The organism is Pseudomonas sp. AC247 (assembly GCF_979258015.1).
This window is the reverse complement of sequence record NZ_OZ409829.1, coordinates 1,850,590-1,869,864: the sequence shown is the minus strand read 5'-3', so window position 1 is coordinate 1,869,864 and position 19,275 is coordinate 1,850,590. Positions and strand designations below refer to the sequence as shown.

16 protein-coding genes are annotated in these 19,275 nt (G+C 60.2%); 10 read left to right on the top strand and 6 right to left on the bottom strand.

Annotated elements, in window-relative coordinates; genetic code table 11:
* The first annotated feature begins 4 nt into the window (after positions 1–4).
* From ACZZ0B_RS08635 to ACZZ0B_RS08615, 5 genes are all read left to right on the top strand, one after another.
* Positions 5–607 (top strand): UbiX family flavin prenyltransferase, encoded by a 603-nt coding sequence (locus tag ACZZ0B_RS08635; RefSeq protein ID WP_440095597.1) that lies wholly within the window; start codon positions 5–7, stop codon positions 605–607.
* A gap of 101 nt (positions 608–708) precedes the next feature.
* On the top strand, positions 709–1,764 hold the full coding sequence (locus ACZZ0B_RS08630) for a CobW family GTP-binding protein (RefSeq protein ID WP_463544871.1): 1,056 nt from the start codon (positions 709–711) through the stop codon (positions 1,762–1,764).
* A gap of 228 nt (positions 1,765–1,992) precedes the next feature.
* Positions 1,993–3,360 carry a nucleobase:cation symporter-2 family protein gene (locus ACZZ0B_RS08625; RefSeq protein ID WP_463544870.1) on the top strand — a complete coding sequence of 456 codons (1,368 nt, stop codon included), beginning with the start codon at positions 1,993–1,995 and terminating at the stop codon, positions 3,358–3,360.
* A gap of 13 nt (positions 3,361–3,373) precedes the next feature.
* On the top strand, positions 3,374–4,762 hold the full coding sequence (locus ACZZ0B_RS08620) for an amidohydrolase family protein (RefSeq protein WP_463544869.1): 1,389 nt from the start codon (positions 3,374–3,376) through the stop codon (positions 4,760–4,762).
* A 211-nt stretch (positions 4,763–4,973) separates the two neighbouring features.
* Positions 4,974–5,183 (top strand): hypothetical protein, encoded by a 210-nt coding sequence (locus ACZZ0B_RS08615; protein ID WP_463544868.1) that lies wholly within the window; start codon positions 4,974–4,976, stop codon positions 5,181–5,183.
* Positions 5,184–5,319: 136 nt separating this feature from the next.
* Here the strand turns inward: ACZZ0B_RS08615 and ACZZ0B_RS08610 are convergent, their stop codons facing one another.
* The 3 genes from ACZZ0B_RS08610 to ACZZ0B_RS08600 all read right to left on the bottom strand — a co-directional run bounded on the left by ACZZ0B_RS08610 (position 5,320) and on the right by ACZZ0B_RS08600 (position 9,279).
* Entirely contained in the window at positions 5,320–6,246 is a 927-nt protein-coding gene (locus ACZZ0B_RS08610) for a DHH family phosphoesterase (protein ID WP_463544867.1), read from the bottom strand.
* Between the two features lie 105 nt (positions 6,247–6,351).
* Positions 6,352–7,635: a Zn-dependent hydrolase gene (locus ACZZ0B_RS08605; RefSeq protein WP_463544866.1), complete on the bottom strand. Its 1,284-nt coding sequence runs from the start codon at positions 7,633–7,635 to the stop codon at positions 6,352–6,354.
* A gap of 159 nt (positions 7,636–7,794) precedes the next feature.
* On the bottom strand, positions 7,795–9,279 hold the full coding sequence (locus tag ACZZ0B_RS08600) for an NCS1 family nucleobase:cation symporter-1 (RefSeq protein ID WP_463544865.1): 1,485 nt from the start codon (positions 9,277–9,279) through the stop codon (positions 7,795–7,797).
* Positions 9,280–9,914: 635 nt separating this feature from the next.
* On the opposite strand from ACZZ0B_RS08600, the gene hydA reads away from it, so the two are divergent.
* The 3 genes from hydA (at position 9,915) to preA (ending at position 14,191) form a co-directional block, all read left to right on the top strand.
* The gene (gene hydA, locus ACZZ0B_RS08595) at positions 9,915–11,354 is read left to right on the top strand and encodes a dihydropyrimidinase (RefSeq protein WP_463544864.1); all 1,440 of its coding nucleotides are present in this window, start codon (positions 9,915–9,917) and stop codon (positions 11,352–11,354) included.
* Between the two features lie 194 nt (positions 11,355–11,548).
* The gene (locus ACZZ0B_RS08590; RefSeq protein WP_463544863.1) at positions 11,549–12,916 is read left to right on the top strand and encodes an NAD(P)-dependent oxidoreductase; all 1,368 of its coding nucleotides are present in this window, start codon (positions 11,549–11,551) and stop codon (positions 12,914–12,916) included.
* Positions 12,917–14,191 carry an NAD-dependent dihydropyrimidine dehydrogenase subunit PreA gene (preA, locus tag ACZZ0B_RS08585; protein ID WP_008081943.1) on the top strand — a complete coding sequence of 425 codons (1,275 nt, stop codon included), beginning with the start codon at positions 12,917–12,919 and terminating at the stop codon, positions 14,189–14,191.
* Positions 14,192–14,332: 141 nt separating this feature from the next.
* On the opposite strand, the gene ACZZ0B_RS08580 is transcribed toward preA, so the two are convergent.
* Positions 14,333–14,953, bottom strand: coding sequence for a TetR/AcrR family transcriptional regulator (locus ACZZ0B_RS08580; RefSeq protein WP_008081940.1), 621 nt, complete (start codon positions 14,951–14,953; stop codon positions 14,333–14,335).
* A gap of 137 nt (positions 14,954–15,090) precedes the next feature.
* Here ACZZ0B_RS08580 and copC point away from each other — a divergent pair, with 137 nt between their 5' ends.
* Both copC and copD read left to right on the top strand, forming a co-directional pair.
* The gene (gene copC / locus ACZZ0B_RS08575; protein WP_463544862.1) at positions 15,091–15,453 is read left to right on the top strand and encodes a copper homeostasis periplasmic binding protein CopC; all 363 of its coding nucleotides are present in this window, start codon (positions 15,091–15,093) and stop codon (positions 15,451–15,453) included.
* Positions 15,454–15,456: 3 nt separating this feature from the next.
* Positions 15,457–16,314, top strand: coding sequence for a copper homeostasis membrane protein CopD (gene copD, locus ACZZ0B_RS08570; protein ID WP_463544861.1), 858 nt, complete (start codon positions 15,457–15,459; stop codon positions 16,312–16,314).
* Positions 16,315–16,392: 78 nt separating this feature from the next.
* Here copD and ACZZ0B_RS08565 read toward each other — a convergent pair whose 3' ends face one another.
* Both ACZZ0B_RS08565 and ACZZ0B_RS08560 read right to left on the bottom strand, forming a co-directional pair.
* Complete coding sequence (locus tag ACZZ0B_RS08565) at positions 16,393–17,535, bottom strand: HlyD family secretion protein (RefSeq protein WP_463544860.1); 1,143 nt, start codon at positions 17,533–17,535, stop codon at positions 16,393–16,395.
* Positions 17,532–19,187 carry an MFS transporter gene (locus ACZZ0B_RS08560; RefSeq protein ID WP_440095551.1) on the bottom strand — a complete coding sequence of 552 codons (1,656 nt, stop codon included), beginning with the start codon at positions 19,185–19,187 and terminating at the stop codon, positions 17,532–17,534. The genes ACZZ0B_RS08565 and ACZZ0B_RS08560 overlap by 4 nt, the downstream gene beginning before the upstream one ends.
* Positions 19,188–19,275: the final 88 nt, after the last annotated feature.

Below are 19,275 nucleotides of genomic sequence, written 5' to 3'. Positions count from 1 at the left end.
ACGGATGGTCGTCGGCATCAGCGGCGCGTCCGGGTTTATCTACGGCGTGCGCTTGCTGCAATTGCTCGCTGAACTGGACATCGAAAGCCACCTGATCATCAGCCGCGCGGCGCTGCTGACCATGGCCCACGAGACCGACTACAAACTCGCCGACGTGACTGCGCTGGCCAGTCATTACCACCGCGCCGATGACGTCGCCGCCGGGATTGCCAGCGGATCGTTTCGCTGCCTCGGGATGGTGGTTGCGCCGTGTTCGATGAGGACGCTGGCGGAGATTGCCACCGGCACGTCTTCGGGGCTGATCGGCCGCGCTGCCGACGTCACGCTCAAGGAGCGTCGCACGCTGGTGCTGATGGCCCGCGAAACCCCGCTGACCCTCGCCCACCTGCGCAACATGACTGCCGTCACCGAGATGGGCGGGATCATCGCCCCGCCAGTACCGGCGTTCTACGCCCGCCCGGAGAATCTCGGGCAAATGGTCGACCACAACCTCGGCCGCGTGCTTGACCTGTTCGGCCTCGATGCGGGCGTCGCTACCCGATGGCGAGAACCTCTATCCCCTTGTAGGCCTTCGCCTGCTCGCGATAGCGGAGTATCAGTGAAGTAAATCTCAGCTGACACACCGCTATCGCGAGCAGGCGAAGGCCTACAAAAAAAAGCAGCATCACCCGAATTCAGTGTGCACCGGTCAATCAAAGGAGCCTCACCATGAACACCCCATTCAACGCCCCAACCCGCAACACCAAAATCCCCGTGACCATCCTCACCGGTTTCCTCGGTGCCGGTAAAACCACCCTGCTCAACTACATCCTCAAGGAAAACCACGGTCGCAAAATTGCCGTGATCGAAAACGAGTTCGGTGAAGTCGGCATCGACGGCGATCTGGTGCTCAGCTCGGAAACCGAAGAAATCTACGAGATGGTCAACGGCTGCGTGTGCTGCACCGCCGAGGTTCGCGAGGACTTGGTGCGCATCGTCCGCGAACTGGTCGCGCGGCCGGTGCGGCTTGATCACATCCTTATCGAGACCAGCGGCCTGGCCGATCCGTACCCGGTGGCGCAGAGCTTTTTCATCAATGACCCGATCGCCGATGAAGTCGAACTCGACGCTATCGTGACCATGGTCGATGCCAAACACATCGCCCAGCATCTGGAGGATCTGCAACTCGATGGCGTCGACAATCAGGCAGTGGATCAGATTGTCTGCGCCGACCGGATTGTGATCAACAAGGTCGATCTGGTTTCCGCAGATGAAGTTCAAATCTTGCGCGGCAAGATCCGCGGTTTGAACGCCACGGCAGATCTGGTGACTTCGACCCACGCGCAAATCGACCTGACGAAAATCCTCGGCATCGGCGCGTTCGAATGCACGCAGAAGCTGATGGAAATCGGCGCGGAACAGCACGATCACCACGACCATGAGCATCACGCTGAGCACGCTATTGAAGAGCAGGATCACCAACACGACCCAAGCGTGTCATCGGTGGGCATCGCCGTGGACGGCGCAGTCAACCTGATGGCGTTCCATCGCTGGATCAGCGAGCTGCGCTCCTCCCAGGCGGACAACCTGTACCGCATGAAAGGCGTGCTCGCCGTGGCCAATGAAGACCAGCGCTACGTGCTGCAAGGCGTGCACAGCCTGGTGGAATTTCGCGCCTCGACCGCGTGGGGCACGGAGCCGCGCTCGAGCAAAATCGTGTTCATCGGCCGCGACCTGGACCGCGCGGCGCTGAACCAGGGCTTCGCCGCCTGCCTGGCAGGCTGAAACAAGGCATCGAAGCCGGTGGATGGCGGCTTCGGGCACATGTGTACGAATGACTGATGCCACAAAACCTGTGGGAGTGAGCCTGCTCGCGATAGCGGTGTGTCATTGAGCAATGATGGTGACTGATTCACCGCTATCGCGAGCAGGCTCACTCCTACAGGGGATCTGCAGCAGGCATCAGACGAATACCCCTCTCTACCGCATAAAAACAGCCAGAGGTGTTTCCCCATGTCGTCAGCCACATCCCCATCAAAAAGCGCATCCACCGTGCACCCCGTCGACCGCGTTTTGCCGGTGCGACAGATGCTCACCCTCGGCCTGCAACACATGGCCGTCTCGTACATCGGCGCCATCGCCGTGCCGTTGATTGTCGCCAGCGCCTTGAAAATGTCTCACGCCGATACGGTGGTGCTGATCAGCACCACGCTGTTCTGTTCCGGCATCGCCACCCTCCTGCAAACCGTCGGCTTCTGGAAATTCGGCGTGCGCCTGCCGATTCTGCAAGGCGTGGCGTTCAGCAGCGTCGGCCCGGTGATCGCCATCGGCAGCAACCCCGAGGTAGGGTTCGCCGGGGTCTGCGGGGCGGTGATCGGCGCGGGGATTTTTACCATGCTGATGGCGCCCTTCGTCGGTCGATTACGGCGGTTTTTCCCGCCCGTGGTCACCGGCTGCATCGTCACCGTGATCGGTTTGCAGCTGTTCCCGATTGCTTATGAATGGGTTGGCGGCGGACGCAACGCGAGCAACTTCGGCGCGCCGGCATTCCTTGGCGTAGCAGTGGTGGTGTTGCTGACGATTCTGCTGGTCAACCGTTATGGCAGCCCGCTGCTGCGCAACATGGCGGTGTTGATCGGGATGCTGGTTGGCGCCGGTCTGGCCTACGGCCTGGGCATGGGCAGTTTTCACAGCGTCGAAGAAGCGCCGTGGCTGACCGTGCCCTACCCGTTTTATTTCGGCTTGCCGACCTTCAGCCTGATCCCCATCGCGACCATGGTGGTGGTGATGATCGTGCAGATGGTCGAGTCGATGGGGCTGTTCGTGGCCATCGGCGACATTGTCGAAAAACCGGTGGAAGATAAACAAGTCATCAACGGTCTGCGCGCCAATGGTTTGGCCAGCACCATCGCCGGGATGTTCGCCGCGTTCCCGTTTATCGCCTTCATGGAAAACGTCGGCCTGGTGATCCTCACCGGCGTGCGCAGCCGTTGGGTGGTCGCGGTCAGCGGTTTGCTGATGTGCTCGATTGCCTTGGTGCCAAAGGCCGGCGCGATCATCGCTTCGATGCCGACCGCCGCCCTCGGTGGCGCTGGCATTGCGATGTTCGGCGTGGTTGCGGCGGCGGGCATTCAGACCCTCGCCAAAGTCGATTACGAGCGCAATCGCTACAACGTCTTGATCGTCGGTTTCACCATCGCCGCCGCGCTGGTGCCGGTGCTCGCGCCAACCTTATTCAAACAACTCCCAGAGTGGTCGCAGCCGTTCCTGCACAGCAGCGTGGTTATCGCTTGCCTGGTGTCGGTGCTGCTCAACGCCGCGCTGAATGGCGTCAGCGTGCCGGAAACCACCGCCAGTAAATCCGCCTCGCACATCCTTTAGTTTGGAGCTGCCCATGACTCAACTTCAGAACATCCTGATCAAAAACCCGGTTGCGGTGATGACCGGCCTGCGCGGCCCTCGCGCGCGGGCCGGGGCCGTGGACATCCGCGTGGTCAACGGTCGCATCGCCGAAATGGCCGCGAATCTTGAACCACAACCCGGCGAACGGCTGATCGACGCGCGCAACTGCGTGGTCTATCCGGGCTGGATCAACACCCACCATCACCTGTTCCAGAACCTGCTCAAAGCCGTACCCGAAGGCCTGAATCAGGATCTGCAAGGCTGGCTGGCCAGCGTGCCCTACCCGCGCCTCAACCGCTTTACCCCGCAACTGGCGCGGATCGCCGCACGGTTGGGCATGGTCGAGTTGCTGCTGTCCGGCGTCACCACCTGCGCCGATCACCACTACCTCTACCACGCCCACGGCAGCACCGAGACCGGCGACGTACTGTTCGACATGGCCGATGAATTTGGCCTGCGTTTTGTGTTGTGCCGAGGCGGCGCGCTGGAGTCGGCGAGCGCCCACCCGGGCTTCTCGAAAACCGCGCTGCAACCGGAGAGCCTTGAGCAAATGGTCGGCGATATCGAACGGCTGAAATCGCTGTATCACCAGGACACTCCAGACGCGATGCGCCGCGTGGTTGTCGCGCCAACCACGCCAACGTTCTCGCTACCGCCAACGCTGCTGCGCGAACTCGCCCACACCGCACGCGGCCTCGGTTTGCGTCTGCATACGCACCTGTCGGAAACGCAGAACTACGTGAACTTCTGCCGCGAAAAATACAACTGCCTGCCGGTGGAATTCGTCGCCGAACACGAATGGCTCGGCCCCGACGTCTGGTTCGCCCACGCCGTGCACCTGCAACCGGGTGAAATCCGCATGCTCGCGCAGACCGGCACCGGCATCTCCCACTGCCCGGTGAGCAATGCGCGGCTGGGCAGCGGCGTCGCGCCAGTGCCGCAGATGTACGAGGCAGGTGTGCCGATTTCCCTTGGCGTTGATGGCGTAGCGTCGAATGAATCCGGAAGCATGGTCGGCGAAGCCAACACCGCATGGCTGATCCACCGTGCCGAACAAGGCGCCTCGGCGACCACCGCTGAAGACGTCATTCACTGGGGCACGGCGGGTGGCGCGCAGGTGTTGGGGCTTGGCGCGGTCGGCACACTGGAAATCGGGCAAGCGGCGGATCTGGTCGTCTACAGCCTCGATCATCCTCGGTTCTATGGCTTCCACGACAGCGCCGTCGCGCCGGTGGTCGCGGGCGAACCGATCACAGTGAAATACAGCCTGGTCGGCGGCCGAATCGTCGTCGACAACGGCGTGATCCCGGGCCTGGACATCGAACGCATGCGCGCCGAAGCCTGGCAAGGCGTCCAGCAACTCATGAACATCGACGACTAACCCGCCCCCTGTAGGAGCTGCCGAAGGCTCGGGCCGCGATCGGACGATCTTTTGATGTTGTTTTTTAAAATCAAGATCAAAAGATCGCAGCCTCCGGCAGCTCCTACAGGGATGGGTGCATTCGCGACTTCCAGGTTTGTCGGCTAAGGTTAATCCCTCATCGGATTGAGCCCCTGCCAGCGAGACCGGGCTCTTGATCAAGGAGAGACTGATGGCGTCGCGTCGCAACATCGAACAGACCTACCGCACCTGGTCCAGCCCCATTTTGCTGGAGCTGAAAAAGCGCGAACACCAAATGGCGCCGTTCGAGCGCCAGGCGCTGGAGAATGTCCTGGTGGAAAGACGGTTGCTGGATATCGGCAATCCGAAGGGCAATGATCGCCGCCAGAGCCCGACGAACAAAAACGACCAACCTGGCTAATCGCATGACTCAACTGCACGCATGAATGACTTGTAGGAGTGAGCCTGCTCGCGATGGCGGTACATCAGACAATATTGCAGTGTCTGACAGACCGTTATCGCGAGCAGGCTCACTCCTACAAATTCCATATGCGTTTTCAGGATTTGCTACAGGAGGCCACTGAAAGGCTCAGCTTCAGAAGTTCTTTGCGTAACATCGATGGCTCGACAACAGCCATTCCAGAGCACCATCCAAACTGCATCAGCCTATTGAGCTTTTGTTGACTGAGTTCGGGTTCGACCAGCAAACAACTTTTCCGGTCGCGGATGCTGATCACATTCAGCAGCCAGTCTTCGCCCTGCTCCGCCATCCATTGGCTGATCGTCAGCCGGTATTTCTGCAGCAACGCATCCGCATCCCACACGGTCATTTGCGCGAAAATCTGCGGCAGGTTGCTTTCGGGTTTCATCCGTTTCAAGTCGGCTGCCAAGGCATTGGCGAGGTCTGATTCGATGTCGGCCTGGCATTCGAGGAAGTAGTGCTCGGGCCAGTTCGTTGCGAGTTTCGCCCGAAACGCGAGGTCGGCGTAGGCGTCGATGTCCGCTGGCGTGGTCATCTGGCTGGTGAAATTCAGGGTGTTGTCGAGAATCGCGGTGGCCAACAGAGCGGCGCTTTGCTGACTGATTTTTGGTAGCAAACCTGCGGCCTGCCAGCGTTGAAACACCTGAGTCGCCGCTGCGCCGATCGGGCGGATGTCGGCGGCTGAACCGAGTTTCTTTGCCCAGTAATCTTCGTAACCTGGATGATGGTCGATGACTTCCACCACCCTGTCGAGCACCACCATTGGGTCGAAATGGTGATGGTCGGAGACGTCGACCAAGATGAATTCATCGGTCGGCGATGGTTCATGCGTTTGAAAAGCGCAGCCCCAATCAAGCACGGTTTTCGAGACACTGGCGTTGGCTGTTGCGCTGCTGACGGCGCGGGCGGGGATGCCTTGCAGGTTGAGCAGTTCTGCGTAGGCGATGCAGCAGGCGTAGGCGTCGATGTCCAGATAGGACGCGCCGGAGGTGATGATTTTCATGGGCCAGCAACGTCGCACATTTCCATGACATTGGGGTGACAGGAAAAGATCGCAGCCGCCGAAAAACCCATGTAGGAGCTGCCGAAGGCTGCGATCTTTTGATCTTCAGGCCGCGCGTTGCCCCCCAGCCACCGCCGCCGACGCCGCCAACATCGCCCGCAACAACACCGCACACCCCGCCGCCAGATCATCCGGCGCGGCGTTTTCGATTTCGTTGTGGCTGATCCCGCCTTCGCACGGCACGAAAATCATCCCCGCAGGGCCGAGTTCGGCAAGGAAAATCGCGTCATGCCCCGCGCCACTGACGATGTCCATGTGCGACAACCCCAACCCTTTCGCCGCACCGCGCACCGCTTCCACGCAGCCTTTTTCGAAATACAGCGGCGGGAAGTCAGCAGTCGGGGTCAGTTCATAAGTCAGTCCATGTTCCTCACAGGTCGCTTCGATGACTTGCTTCACCTCAGCAATCATCGAATTCAGCCGCGCCGGTTCCAGATGCCGGAAATCCAGGGTCATGCGCACTTCACCGGGGATGACGTTGCGCGAGCCGGGATAGGCTTGCAGGCAACCGACGGTGCCACAGGCGTGCGGTTGATGGCCGAGGGCTGCGCGATTGACGGCGCCAACGATTACCGAGGCGCCGACCAGTGCATCTTTACGCAGGTGCATCGGTGTTGGGCCGGCGTGCGCCTCGACGCCGCGCAGTTTGAGGTCGAACCATTTCTGCCCCAGCGCGCCAAGCACTACGCCAATGGTTTTCTGTTCATCTTCGAGGATCGGACCTTGCTCGATGTGCGCCTCGAAATAGGCGCCGACCTTATGGCCACTGACTTTGCGCGGGCCGGCGTAGCCGATGGCATTCAACGCTTCGCCAACCGTGACACCCTCGGCATCGACCTTGGCCAGTGTTTCTTCGAGGGTGAATTTCTCGGCAAATACGCCCGACCCCATCATGCACGGGGCGAAGCGCGAGCCCTCTTCGTTGGTCCAGACCACCACTTCCAGTGGCGCTTCGGTTTCCACCTTGAAGTCGTTGAGGGTACGCAGCACTTCGACACCGGCGAGTACGCCGAAGCAGCCATCAAACTTGCCGCCGGTGGGTTGCGTGTCAATGTGGCTGCCGGTCATGACGGGCGGCAGGTCGGGATTGCGCCCGGGGCGACGGGCGAAGATGTTGCCGACGGCATCGACCGTGACGCTGCATCCGGCGTCCTTGCACCATTGCACGAACAGATCGCGGGCCTGGCGGTCGAGGTCGGTCAGGGCCAGGCGACAGACCCCACCCTTGACCGTGGCGCCAAGCTGGGCCAGTTCCATGAGCGAAGCCCAGAGGCGATCGCGGTTGATGTGCTGATGGCTCGATTGCAGAACGTCTACGGCTGCGTTCATGGGGATCTCCTCAGGCTGCTTTTCTTATGGATATTGCTCGGGTGTTTTTGAGGCCGCCATCGCTGGCAAGCCAGCTCCCACAGGTTTTTTGGTTGAACACAGAATTTGTGTACGACTCGATCCCTGTGGGAGCTGGCTTGCCAGCGAAGAGGCCCTCCGTTACACCGCTGTTTTTACGACCGAAGGCTGCGCGCGCATCACGCACAACCCGTAATAAATCACTCCGCCCAGCGCCGAACCGGTGAACCAGCCGTAACTGTAAAACCAGCTGAACGCATCGCTGCCCAACGACAACAAGGTCAGCACCACCGGCACACCAAATGCGAGAAACCCGGCCCAGTTCCATGCCGGATAGACGTCATCGCGGTACAACCCGGCCAGGTCCAGTTGCTGTTTCTTGATCAGGAAGTAGTCCACCACCATGATCCCGGCAATCGGCCCGAGCAGGCTCGAATAACCCAGCAGCCAGTTCGAATACACGGTCTCCAGGCTGACATCGGAGACAATCAAACCAAGCTTTTTCAGCAACTCATGGCCCATCAGCAACAACCCGACCAACCCGGTCAGCAACACCGCTTTGGTGCGGTTGATCACCTTCGGCGCGATGTTCTGGAAGTCGTTGGTCGGCGAGACAATATTCGCGGCGGTGTTGGTCGACAACGTGGCGATGATAATCAACGCCATCGCCACCGCGACCCACACCGGGCTCTGGATATGACCGATCAGGCTGACCGGATCAGACACCGTCACGCCGACCAGTTTCACCGACGCCGCAGTCATGATCACGCCCAGCGAGGCGAACAGAAACATCGTCAGCGGCAGGCCGAAAATTTGCCCGAGGATCTGATCTTTCTGGCTCTTGGCGTAACGACTGAAGTCCGGAATGTTCAGCGACAACGTCGCCCAGAAACCCACCATCGCCGTCAGCCCGGCGGCGAAGTAACTCACCACACTGGCGCCTTCCGGACGTTTTGGCGGGATCGCCAGCAGTTCGGTCATCGACACATTGGGCATCGCCCACACCAGCAAGCCGATGCCGACCGCTACCAGCAACGGCGCGGACAAGGTTTCCAGCCACTTGATCGACTCGGCGCCGCGAATCACCACCCACAGGTTCAGTGCCCAGAAGATCATGAAACCGATCACCTCGCCGGTGCCGCCGAGGGATTTCCAGCCATCGAAAATCGAGCCGAGAAACAGGTGGATCGCCAACCCGCCAAACATCGTCTGAATGCCAAACCAGCCACACGCGACCAGTGCGCGAATCAGGCACGGCACGTTGGAGCCGAGAATGCCGAACGATGAACGCAGCAGCACCGGAAAAGGAATGCCGTACTTGGTGCCGGGAAAGGCGTTCAGCGTGAGCGGAATCAGCACAATGACGTTGGCGAACAGAATAGCCAGCAACGCCTCGCCGACGGTCAGGCCGAAATAGGCGGTGAGGACACCGCCGAGGGTGTAGGTCGGCACGCAGATCGACATGCCGACCCACAGCGCGGTGATGTGCCATTTGTTCCAGGTTCGTTCGCGCACCTTGGTCGGTGCCATGTCGTGGTTGTAACGGGGACTGTCGAGGACGTCGCTACCGGCTTCGAGTTCGAACAAGCCGTCGCGCTCGGTCACTTGCGATCTGTTCTGTTGCATGGCTGCTCCACGGTTTTTTTGATTATTTTTGCTCATCGGGCTGGTGGGCGGACGCGCCGCACACCGGGCGATGGCCGGAGTACTTGCATGTGAACACGCACTTCACGAACCGGCCTGGCTTGTCAGCGCCAGCACTCAAAAAACGTGCCGACTGTTGCGCCGAGTTTCCCGACCTGTCCGTATAGCGCTTTCAACTGTTTGATGTTTAAACGCTTTTATTCAAATTATTGGATCATGTTGCTTACTTGTTACATCCCTCAGGCAAAAGACCAGAACAAGTTACTCGAACAACCAGGTTCAAAGTGGTGCACGGTTATTTCCAGCCAGGCGTCTGGGCCGCGACTCTTTAGCGTTCAAGCAACTGATTTACCATGACAAATCTCGCTCAAATCTGGTTCCTGTCAAGTGCGTCAAAATGGTGAAAGCCCTCACCATTTTGGTGATTTAAATATTTAAACCTTATATTTCAATACTTTATGTGCGTTATAAGCTTATAAAAAATAATCTTGCTCATTCGATTAACACCAGCTAGTTTTTATTCCTGACAGCGTTGGCAGGAATATATCTTCCAGCATCGACGTCTTATAAAACATATAGAACCGGTATAAGCCGGTCATGCCTGCGAGGAAGCTGCAATGTCTCTGTTGATCCGTGGCGCCACCGTTGTTACCCATGATGAAAGTTATCGCGCCGACGTCTATTGCGCCGACGGCGTGATCAAAGCCATCGGTGAAAACCTGGATATTCCCGCCGGTGCCGAAGTGCTCGACGGCAGCGGCCAATACCTGATGCCCGGCGGCATCGATCCGCACACGCACATGCAACTGCCGTTCATGGGCACCGTGGCCAGTGAGGACTTTTACAGCGGCACCGCGGCTGGTTTGGCCGGTGGCACCACGTCGATCATCGATTTCGTCATCCCCAATTCACAACAGTCGTTGATGGAAGCATTTCATCAGTGGCGCGGCTGGGCGGAAAAATCCGCCTCCGACTACGGCTTCCACGTCGCTATCACCTGGTGGAGCGAGCAGGTGCGTGAGGAAATGGCCGAGCTGGTCAGCCAACACGGCATCAACAGCTTCAAGCATTTCATGGCCTACAAGAACGCGATCATGGCCGCCGACGACACGTTGGTAGCGAGTTTCGAGCGCTGTCTGGAGTTGGGCGCAGTGCCGACCGTGCATGCGGAAAACGGCGAGCTGGTTTATCACCTGCAACGCAAGTTGATGGCGCAAGGTATCACCGGGCCGGAAGCGCATCCGCTGTCGCGGCCTTCGCAGGTTGAAGGTGAAGCGGCAAGCCGCGCGATTCGTATTGCCGAGACCATCGGCACGCCGTTGTATCTGGTACACGTCTCGACCAAGGAAGCCCTCGACGAAATCACCTATGCGCGCAGCAAGGGCCAACCAGTTTACGGCGAAGTACTCGCCGGGCATCTGTTGCTCGACGACAGCGTCTATCAACACCCGGACTGGCAGACCGCTGCCGGTTACGTGATGAGCCCGCCGTTTCGCCCGCGCGGTCATCAAGAGGCGCTGTGGCACGGTCTGCAGAACGGCAATCTGCACACCACCGCCACTGACCACTGCTGCTTCTGCGCCGAGCAGAAAGCCGCCGGGCGCGATGACTTCAGCAAGATTCCCAACGGCACCGCTGGCATTGAAGACCGCATGGCGGTGCTGTGGGATGAAGGCGTTAACTCCGGTCGTTTGTCGATGCAGGATTTCGTCGCCCTCACCTCCACCAATACCGCGAAGATCTTCAATCTTTATCCGCGCAAAGGTGCGATTCGCGTCGGCGCCGATGCCGACCTGGTGCTGTGGGATCCGCAAGGCACGCGCACCATTTCCGCCAAGACCCACCATCAGCAGGTGGACTTCAACATCTTCGAAGGCAAGACCGTGCGCGGCGTGCCGAGCCATACCGTCAGCCAGGGCCGTTTGGTCTGGGCCGATGGCGACCTGCGCGCCGAGCGTGGCGCCGGACGGTATATCGAACGGCCGGCGTACCCGGCGGTGTTTGATTTGCTGAGCAAGCGGGCTGAGCAACATAAGCCTGTTGCTGTGAAACGCTGATAGCGGCCTTCGGCCTATCGCTGGCAAGCCAGCTCCCACATTTGCAATGCATTCCCCCTGTAGGAGCTGCCGAAGGCTGCGATCTTTTGATCTTGTTTTTTAGATCAAGATCAACAGATCGCAGCCTTCGGCAGCTCCTACACAGGGGATTTGGCCAATGCCCGATAGAGGCAGTTACTGTGAGGCAAAAAACCGTGATCGAGACCCTGAACCATCTCCCCCACCCGCACGAAAGTGCGGCCGCCCTCGCCGGCCATTTCACTGATCTGGCGCCACCGCTCAATGACCGTCAGGCGCATCTGGAAGCCTCGCGCTGCCTGTATTGCTACGACGCGCCGTGCGTGAATGCGTGCCCGAGCGAGATCGACATCCCTTCGTTCATCCGCAATGTCCATCAGGACAACGTGCCCGGTGCCGCGCAGAAAATCCTTTCGGCAAACATCCTCGGCGGCAGTTGCGCGCGGGTCTGCCCGACTGAAATTCTTTGCCAGCAAGCCTGCGTGCGCAACAACGCCCACGAATGTGCGCCAGTGCTGATCGGTCTGCTGCAACGCTACGCCGTCGACAACGCACACTTCACCGAGCACCCGTTCCAGCGTGCCGCCGCCAGCGGTAAACGCATTGCCGTGGTCGGTGCCGGTCCTGCCGGTTTGTCCTGTGCGCACCGCAGCGCCATGCACGGTCATGACGTGGTGATTTTCGAGGCGCGGGAGAAGGCTGGCGGGCTCAACGAGTACGGGATCGCCAAGTACAAACTGGTCGACGATTACGCGCAGAAGGAACTGGATTTCCTCCTGCAAATCGGCGGCATCGAAATTCGCCACGGGCAGAAGCTTGGCGAGAACCTGACCCTCAGCGAACTGCATCAACAGTTCGACGCGGTGTTTCTTGGCCTCGGCCTGAACGCCAGCAAGCAACTCGGCCTGGCCCACGAAGAGGCGCCGGGCCTGCTCGCCGCCACCGATTACATCCGCGAACTGCGCCAGGCCGATGACCTCACGCAATTGCCACTGGCAGAACGCTGCATCGTCCTCGGCGCCGGCAACACGGCGATCGACATGGCCGTGCAAATGGCCCGTCTCGGTGCTCGCGATGTCAATCTGGTGTATCGCCGAGGCGCGGCGGACATGGGCGCCACTGGCCACGAACAAGACATCGCCAAAGCCAATCAGGTACGCCTGCTGACGTGGGCACAACCGCAAGAAGTATTGCTCGACGATCAGGGCCACGTGCGCGGCATGCGTTTCGCTCGCACCGATCTGGTCGAAGGACGCCTGCAAACCACCGGTGAAACCTTCGAACTGGCCGCCGACGCAATCTTCAAAGCCATCGGCCAGTCCTTCGACAGCAGCGCCCTCGCCGACCCGCTCGCCCGTGAACTCAAGCGCCAGGGTGAACGCATTCAGGTCGACGAAAACCTGCGCACCAGCATTCCCGGCGTGTATGCCGGCGGCGACTGCACCAGCCTCGACCAAGACCTCACCGTGCAAGCTGTGCAGCACGGCAAACTCGCCGCCGAGGCGATCAACGCGCAACTGATGCTCAACGTGGAGGCTGCGTAAATGGCCGATCTCTCGATTGTCTTCGCCGGCATCAAAGCCCCGAATCCGTTCTGGCTGGCCTCCGCGCCGCCCACCGACAAGGCCTACAACGTCGTCCGCGCTTTCGAAGCGGGCTGGGGCGGCGTGGTCTGGAAAACCCTCGGTGAAGACCCGGCGGCGGTCAACGTTTCGTCGCGTTACTCAGCGCACTACGGCAACAACCGTGAAGTGCTCGGTATCAACAACATCGAGCTGATCACCGACCGCTCGCTGGAAATCAACCTGCGCGAAATCACTCAGGTGAAGAAGGACTGGCCGGATCGCGCAATCATCGTCTCGCTGATGGTGCCGTGCGTTGAGGAATCGTGGAAACACATTCTGCCGCTGGTGGAAGCCACTGGCGCTGACGGTATCGAACTGAATTTCGGTTGCCCGCATGGCATGCCCGAGCGCGGCATGGGCGCGGCGGTCGGTCAGGTGCCGGAGTACGTCGAGCAGGTGACGCGCTGGTGCAAGACTTATTGCTCGCTGCCGGTGATCGTCAAACTGACGCCGAACATCACCGACATCCGCGTTGCCGCCCGCGCCGCCCATCGCGGTGGCGCTGATGCGGTGTCGCTGATCAATACGATCAACTCGATCACCAGTGTCGATCTGGAGCACATGGTCGCCCTGCCCACCGTCGGCAGCAAAAGCACGCATGGCGGTTATTGCGGCTCGGCGGTGAAGCCGATTGCGCTGAACATGGTCGCCGAGATTGCCCGCGATCCGCAGACCCAGGGCTTGCCGATCTGCGGCATTGGCGGCATCGGCAGTTGGCGCGACGCGGCGGAATTCATGGCGTTGGGCAGCGGCGCCGTGCAGGTGTGCACGGCGGCGATGCTGCATGGTTTCCGCATTGTCGAGGAGATGAAGGATGGCCTGTCGCGGTGGATGGACAGTCAGGGTTACGCCAGCATCAGTGAGTTTTCCGGGCGTGCGGTGGGCAACACCACCGACTGGAAGTACCTCGACATCAACTATCAGGTGATCGCCAAGATTGACCAGGCGGCGTGCATCGGTTGCGGGCGCTGCCACATTGCTTGCGAGGACACTTCACATCAGGCGATCGGCAGTTTGAAGCAGGCGGACGGCACGCATAAATATGAAGTGATCGATGACGAGTGTGTGGGCTGCAACCTGTGCCAGATCACCTGCCCGGTGGCGGACTGCATCGAGATGGTGCCGATGGAAACGGGCAAGCCGTTTCTGGACTGGAATCATGATCCGCGCAATCCCTACCATGTTGCGGTTTGACTGATCGTTCCCACGCTTTGCGTGGGAATGCAGCCCGGGACGATCGGCGTCCCATTGGAACGCGGAGCGTCCTTAGAGGCATTCCCACGCAGAGCGTGGGAACGATCATGTAGGAGCTGCCGCAGGCTGCGATCTTTTGACTTAGGGTTCCAGGCCGATCCCGCGCAATATCACACTCGTCACCGTCTGCACCGCCCGCTCGAACTGCATGTCCGACAGCGGCTGATGCTCGTTGAGGATATTCACCTGATGATCAAAATCGGCGTAATGCTGCGTCGACGCCCAGATCATGTACAGCAGGCTCGAAGGCTCCACCGGCAAAATCCGCTTGTCCTCGACCCACTGGCGAATCTTCGCCTCCTTCATTTTCGCCCAGTCATACAGGCTGACATCCAGCGCCTCGCCCAGCGTCGGCGCGCCGTGGATGATTTCGTTGGCCCAGACCTTCGAGCCATAAGGCCGGCTGCGCGAGTGGTTCATCTTGGCGCGGATGTAACTGCTGAGCACCACGCGCGGGTCATCGAACATCTCGAAGCACAGCGCGTCCTGTTTCCACACTTCCAGCAGGTCGAACAGCACCGCGCTGTACAGCTCGCTTTTGGTTGAGAAGTAGTAATGCAGGTTGGAACGCGGCAGTTGCACTTCGGCGGCGATGTCAGCCATGGCGGTGCTGCCGAAACCTTTTTCGGCGAAGACTTTTTCCGCCGCCAAGAGGATTTTTTCGACGTTACTGCGACGAATCTCGATCTTGTGATTGCCCATGTGGGCTCCCTGACAACAACGTTGCCCAAGACTAGCATCCGCTCTGGTGCGCGGGCGACCGCTGCAAACAAAACTTCGTATCGCCGCGAGCGGATGGCTAAACTGACGTTTTCGATCCTGCCTCAGAGGTATCCGCGATGCTGTTCAAGAACGTCATGACCACCACTGCCCTGCTCGCCTCGCTATTCGCCGCATCTTCGGTATTTGCCCACGCCCACCTGAAAAGCCAGACCCCGGCCGCCGACAGCACCGTCGCTGCTCCAACCGATTTGCGCCTGACCTTCTCCGAAGGCGTCGAAGCCAGTTTCACCAAAGTCACCGTGACGAAGGACGGCGCGCCGGTCGCTGTCAAAGCGCTGACCACCGAAGGCGACAAGAAAACCCTGATCGTCACCCCCGCCGCACCGCTGACCGCCGGCGAATACAAAGTCGAATGGCACGCGGTGTCGGTCGACACGCACAAAAGCGAAGGCGCCTACCAGTTCAAAGTGGGCCAGTAATTCATGGGTGAAGCGCTGGTGCTGTGCCGCTTTGTGCATTTCATCGTGGTGTTGATGCTGTTCGGGGCCTGGCTGTTCAGGCCGTTGCTGCTCAAGGATGAAGCGCTGCAAGTGGACCGGCACCTGGCGCGATTGGCGCGCTGGCTGACCGCGATTGCATTGGTCAGCGGGATTGCCTGGGCGCTGTTGATTACCGCGAGCATGGCTGGTTCTGCTGCTGCCGCGTTCGATCCAGACACGGTTGCGTTGGTGCTGGGCAATACGTTTTTTGGTCAGGTTTGGCGCTGGCATCTGTTGATCAATGCCGTGCTGTTGGCGTTGCTGTTTACGCCGTGGCGCTCAAGCATGCCGCTGCGGTTGGGTTTGAGTGGCTTGCTGTTGGTGACGCTGGCCCCGGTCGGGCATGGCGCGATGCTCGATGGTTTGAGCGGGCAACTGCTGATTCTCAACCAGATCGTTCATCTGACCTGCGTGGCCGCGTGGTTGGGCGGGTTGTTGTTGCTGGTGATGATTTTGCGTCAGCCAACGGAACCTGTGCCGGTGGTTCTGCGGCGCTTCAGTGGCGTGGGTTATACGTTGGTCGCGGGACTGCTGATCACCGGGCTGATCAACGTGCGCGTGCTGACCGGTCAGTGGTGGCCGACGCCGCTGTTCAGCGGGTTTGCCTTGATTCTGATGATCAAGGCGCTGCTGGTTGTGGCCATGCTCGGTCTGGCGCTTTTCAACCGTTTGCGTATGGAAGATTGTGAACAGCGAATGGGCACCCTGCGACGCAGCGTGATGCTGGAGTGGTTGCTCGGGATTGGCGCCGTCGCCGCCGTCTCCCTGCTCGGCACCCTGCCCCCGATGATTACAACCTGAAAATCAAAAGATCGCAGCCTTCGGCAGCTCCTACAGATTATCCATGTAGGAGCTGCCGAAGGCTGCGATCTTTTGATCTTAATGGTGCTGCGTGTCACCCGCTGCAGTGTCGATGCTGACCACCACCGACATCCCCGGCCGCAAGCGTTCCTCTTCCTGTTGATCCGCATCAATCGTAATCCGCACCGGCACCCGCTGGGCAATCTTCACAAAGTTGCCCGTGGCGTTATCCGCCTGCAACAGAGCAAATTCCGACCCCGTCCCCGGCGAAATATGCTGCACGTGCCCGGTGAATTTACGGTGGTTCAACGCATCCACGGTGAAGCGCACCGGTTGCCCGACCCGCACGTTGTCCATCTGGGTTTCCTTCATGTTGGCGATCACCCATTTCTGGTTCGGCACCAACGCCATCAACTGCGCCCCGGAGTTGACGTAAGCGCCGAGGCGCACGCCGATCTGCCCGAGCTGGCCGTCACGTGGCGCGACGATGCGCGTGTTCGACAGGTCGATCCGCGCCAGTTGCACCGCCGCTTCGGCGCTGGCCACCGCCGCTTCCAGCGAGCCGCGATTGACGATCACCGTTTGCAGATCCTGGCGGGCGATTTCCAGATTGGCCTTGGCCTGCGCCACCGCTGCGACGCTTTGCGCATTGGCCGCCAGCGCCACGTCCATCTCACGCTTGGATACCGAACCGTCGCTGACCAATTCCTTGTTGCGGCGCAGATCCACCTCGCTTTTGCGCAACTGTGCTTCGCTGTCAGCCTGCACCGCTTGACGCAACTTGATGGTTGCTTCGGCGCTATTGCGTTGCTGCACGACGTTGGCCAATGCGGCCTTCTGCACCGCCAGTTGCGCCAGCGACTGGTCGAGGCGTTGCTGGTAGATACGGTCGTCGAGGCGCACCAGCAAATCGCCGGCCTTCACGTACTGGAAATCCTGCACCGGAACTTCGAAAACATAACCGGCGAGCTGCGGGCCGATGATCGTCACCTGCCCGCGAATCAACGCATTTTCGGTGGTCTCGACCGCGCTGCTGAACGGCGGCAATTGCCAGGCATAGAGCACGATCAACACGCCCACGATGGCAATCGCGGCAAAGCCCATTGAAGAGATGACCCGCACCCGCAGCGAGCGTGGCTCGGTGTTCGGCGATGACGGCGGCGCCACACCTTCAGGCGTGGCGGCAATGGCATTGGTGGTTGTGGTGGTCGGTTCGGTCATGAAGAAATGGCACCGCTCGAAGGGGTGGATGGCGCAGGGGCGACGGCTTTGGTGGTACTCATCAGCCACAGCGCACGAATGGACAGCCAGATCATGGTCAACACCGCAATCACGGCGATCAGCATGAACACGTCGTTATAGGCCAGCACGTTGGCCTCACGAGTGGCGGCGTTGGACAGGCTGCGAATACCCGCAAGGTTGCGCAGGCTCGGGTCGGCCAGCAACGGGCCATACGCCGAGCCGCCGCTTTGCACGCGCGCCGCCACCAAAGGGTCAGACAGCGTCAGGTGCTCAACGATGTGACTGGAATGAAACTTCTCCCGGACGATCTGGAAGGTGCCCAGAAGCGCCGCGCCAAGCAGACCGCCGAGGTTATTGCAGATCCCGAACAGCACGGAAAAACTCACCAGGTTGCGCGGATTGGTCAGCACGTTGCGTGTGCCGAGGACCATGGTCGGGCCGAGGAAAAACGTGCTGCCGAAGGCCAACAGGAACTGACTGAAATAGAGGTTTTCCGGGCGGGTCAGGTTGTTGGAAAAACTGTCCATCACCGCCCCGGTGGCCATCAGACCCAGCGAGATGATCAACGGCATCAGCAGGTGCTTGGGGTCGATCGTCAGCGCGCTGGTCAACAACCCCGCGACGCTGCCGATGAGCATCACCACGTACAGGCTGTGCAACTGCTCATAGCCCATGTTGAGGTTCTGCATGAATCCGACCGCACCAGTGGACTGCTCCGAGGTGACCATACGAATCAGGGTCACCGCCAGCGCCAGACGGATCATCGTCCCGCTGCCAAGCCAACGGGTCATCAGCATCGGGTTGCTGCGATTATGTTCGATGGCCAGGCCGGCGAGAATCAGCACGATGGACGACGCCAGCGCAACGCCGATCCAGTCGGCCTCCAGCCACCAATCGATGCGCCCCAACGACAGCACCGCACACAGCAATGCCACGCCGCTAGCGAGAATGGCGAAGGTGAGAAAGTCGAGTTTTTCGAAGGTTTTAAAGCGGTCGCCCGGCGGCAACTTGAGCATCAATACGCAGCCCAATGACAGCAGCGCCATGCCCAATTCGAACAGGTACAGGCCGCGCCATTCGGCGATTTGCAGCAAGTCTTCGGAGAACAGTCGCGCCAGCGGCAAGGCCAATTGCGAGGTGCCGAGACCAAGCACCAGCGCCTTCATTCGCCACTTCGCCGGGAACGCCTGGACCATGTAATACAGGCCCAGAGAGCTGAGCGCAGCACCGACCATGCCGTGCGCCGCACGTACCGCCACCGCCGAATTGAGGTCGTTGACGAACAAGTGGCCGAAGGTCACCAGCGCATACAGCACCAGGAACACTTCGGTGAACGCGCGCAAACCGAACTGCTGACGAAACTTCACCAGCAGCAGGTTCATCGACACGTTGGTCATCACGTACGCGGCCGGCAGCCAGGCCATTTCGGCGGTGGTCGCGCCGAGGGCGCCCTGCAGATACGGCAGGTTGGCGACCACCAGCGAGTTGCCCAAACCACCGGTCACCGCCACCAGCACACCGACCAGCGCATAGGCCAGGCGCTTGGGGTTGGAGTGCAACGGCGTCGAGGGAGAACCGGGCAGACTGGGCTTCTCGTGCGGCTGCCAGTGGCGCGGGGCGTATTGATCCATTGAAAGGCCTTGTGCGGAAGGTGAGTGAAGTTTGCCGCAAATTCACCGGCAACACACATCCCATGGACAACACAAATCCCTGTAGGAG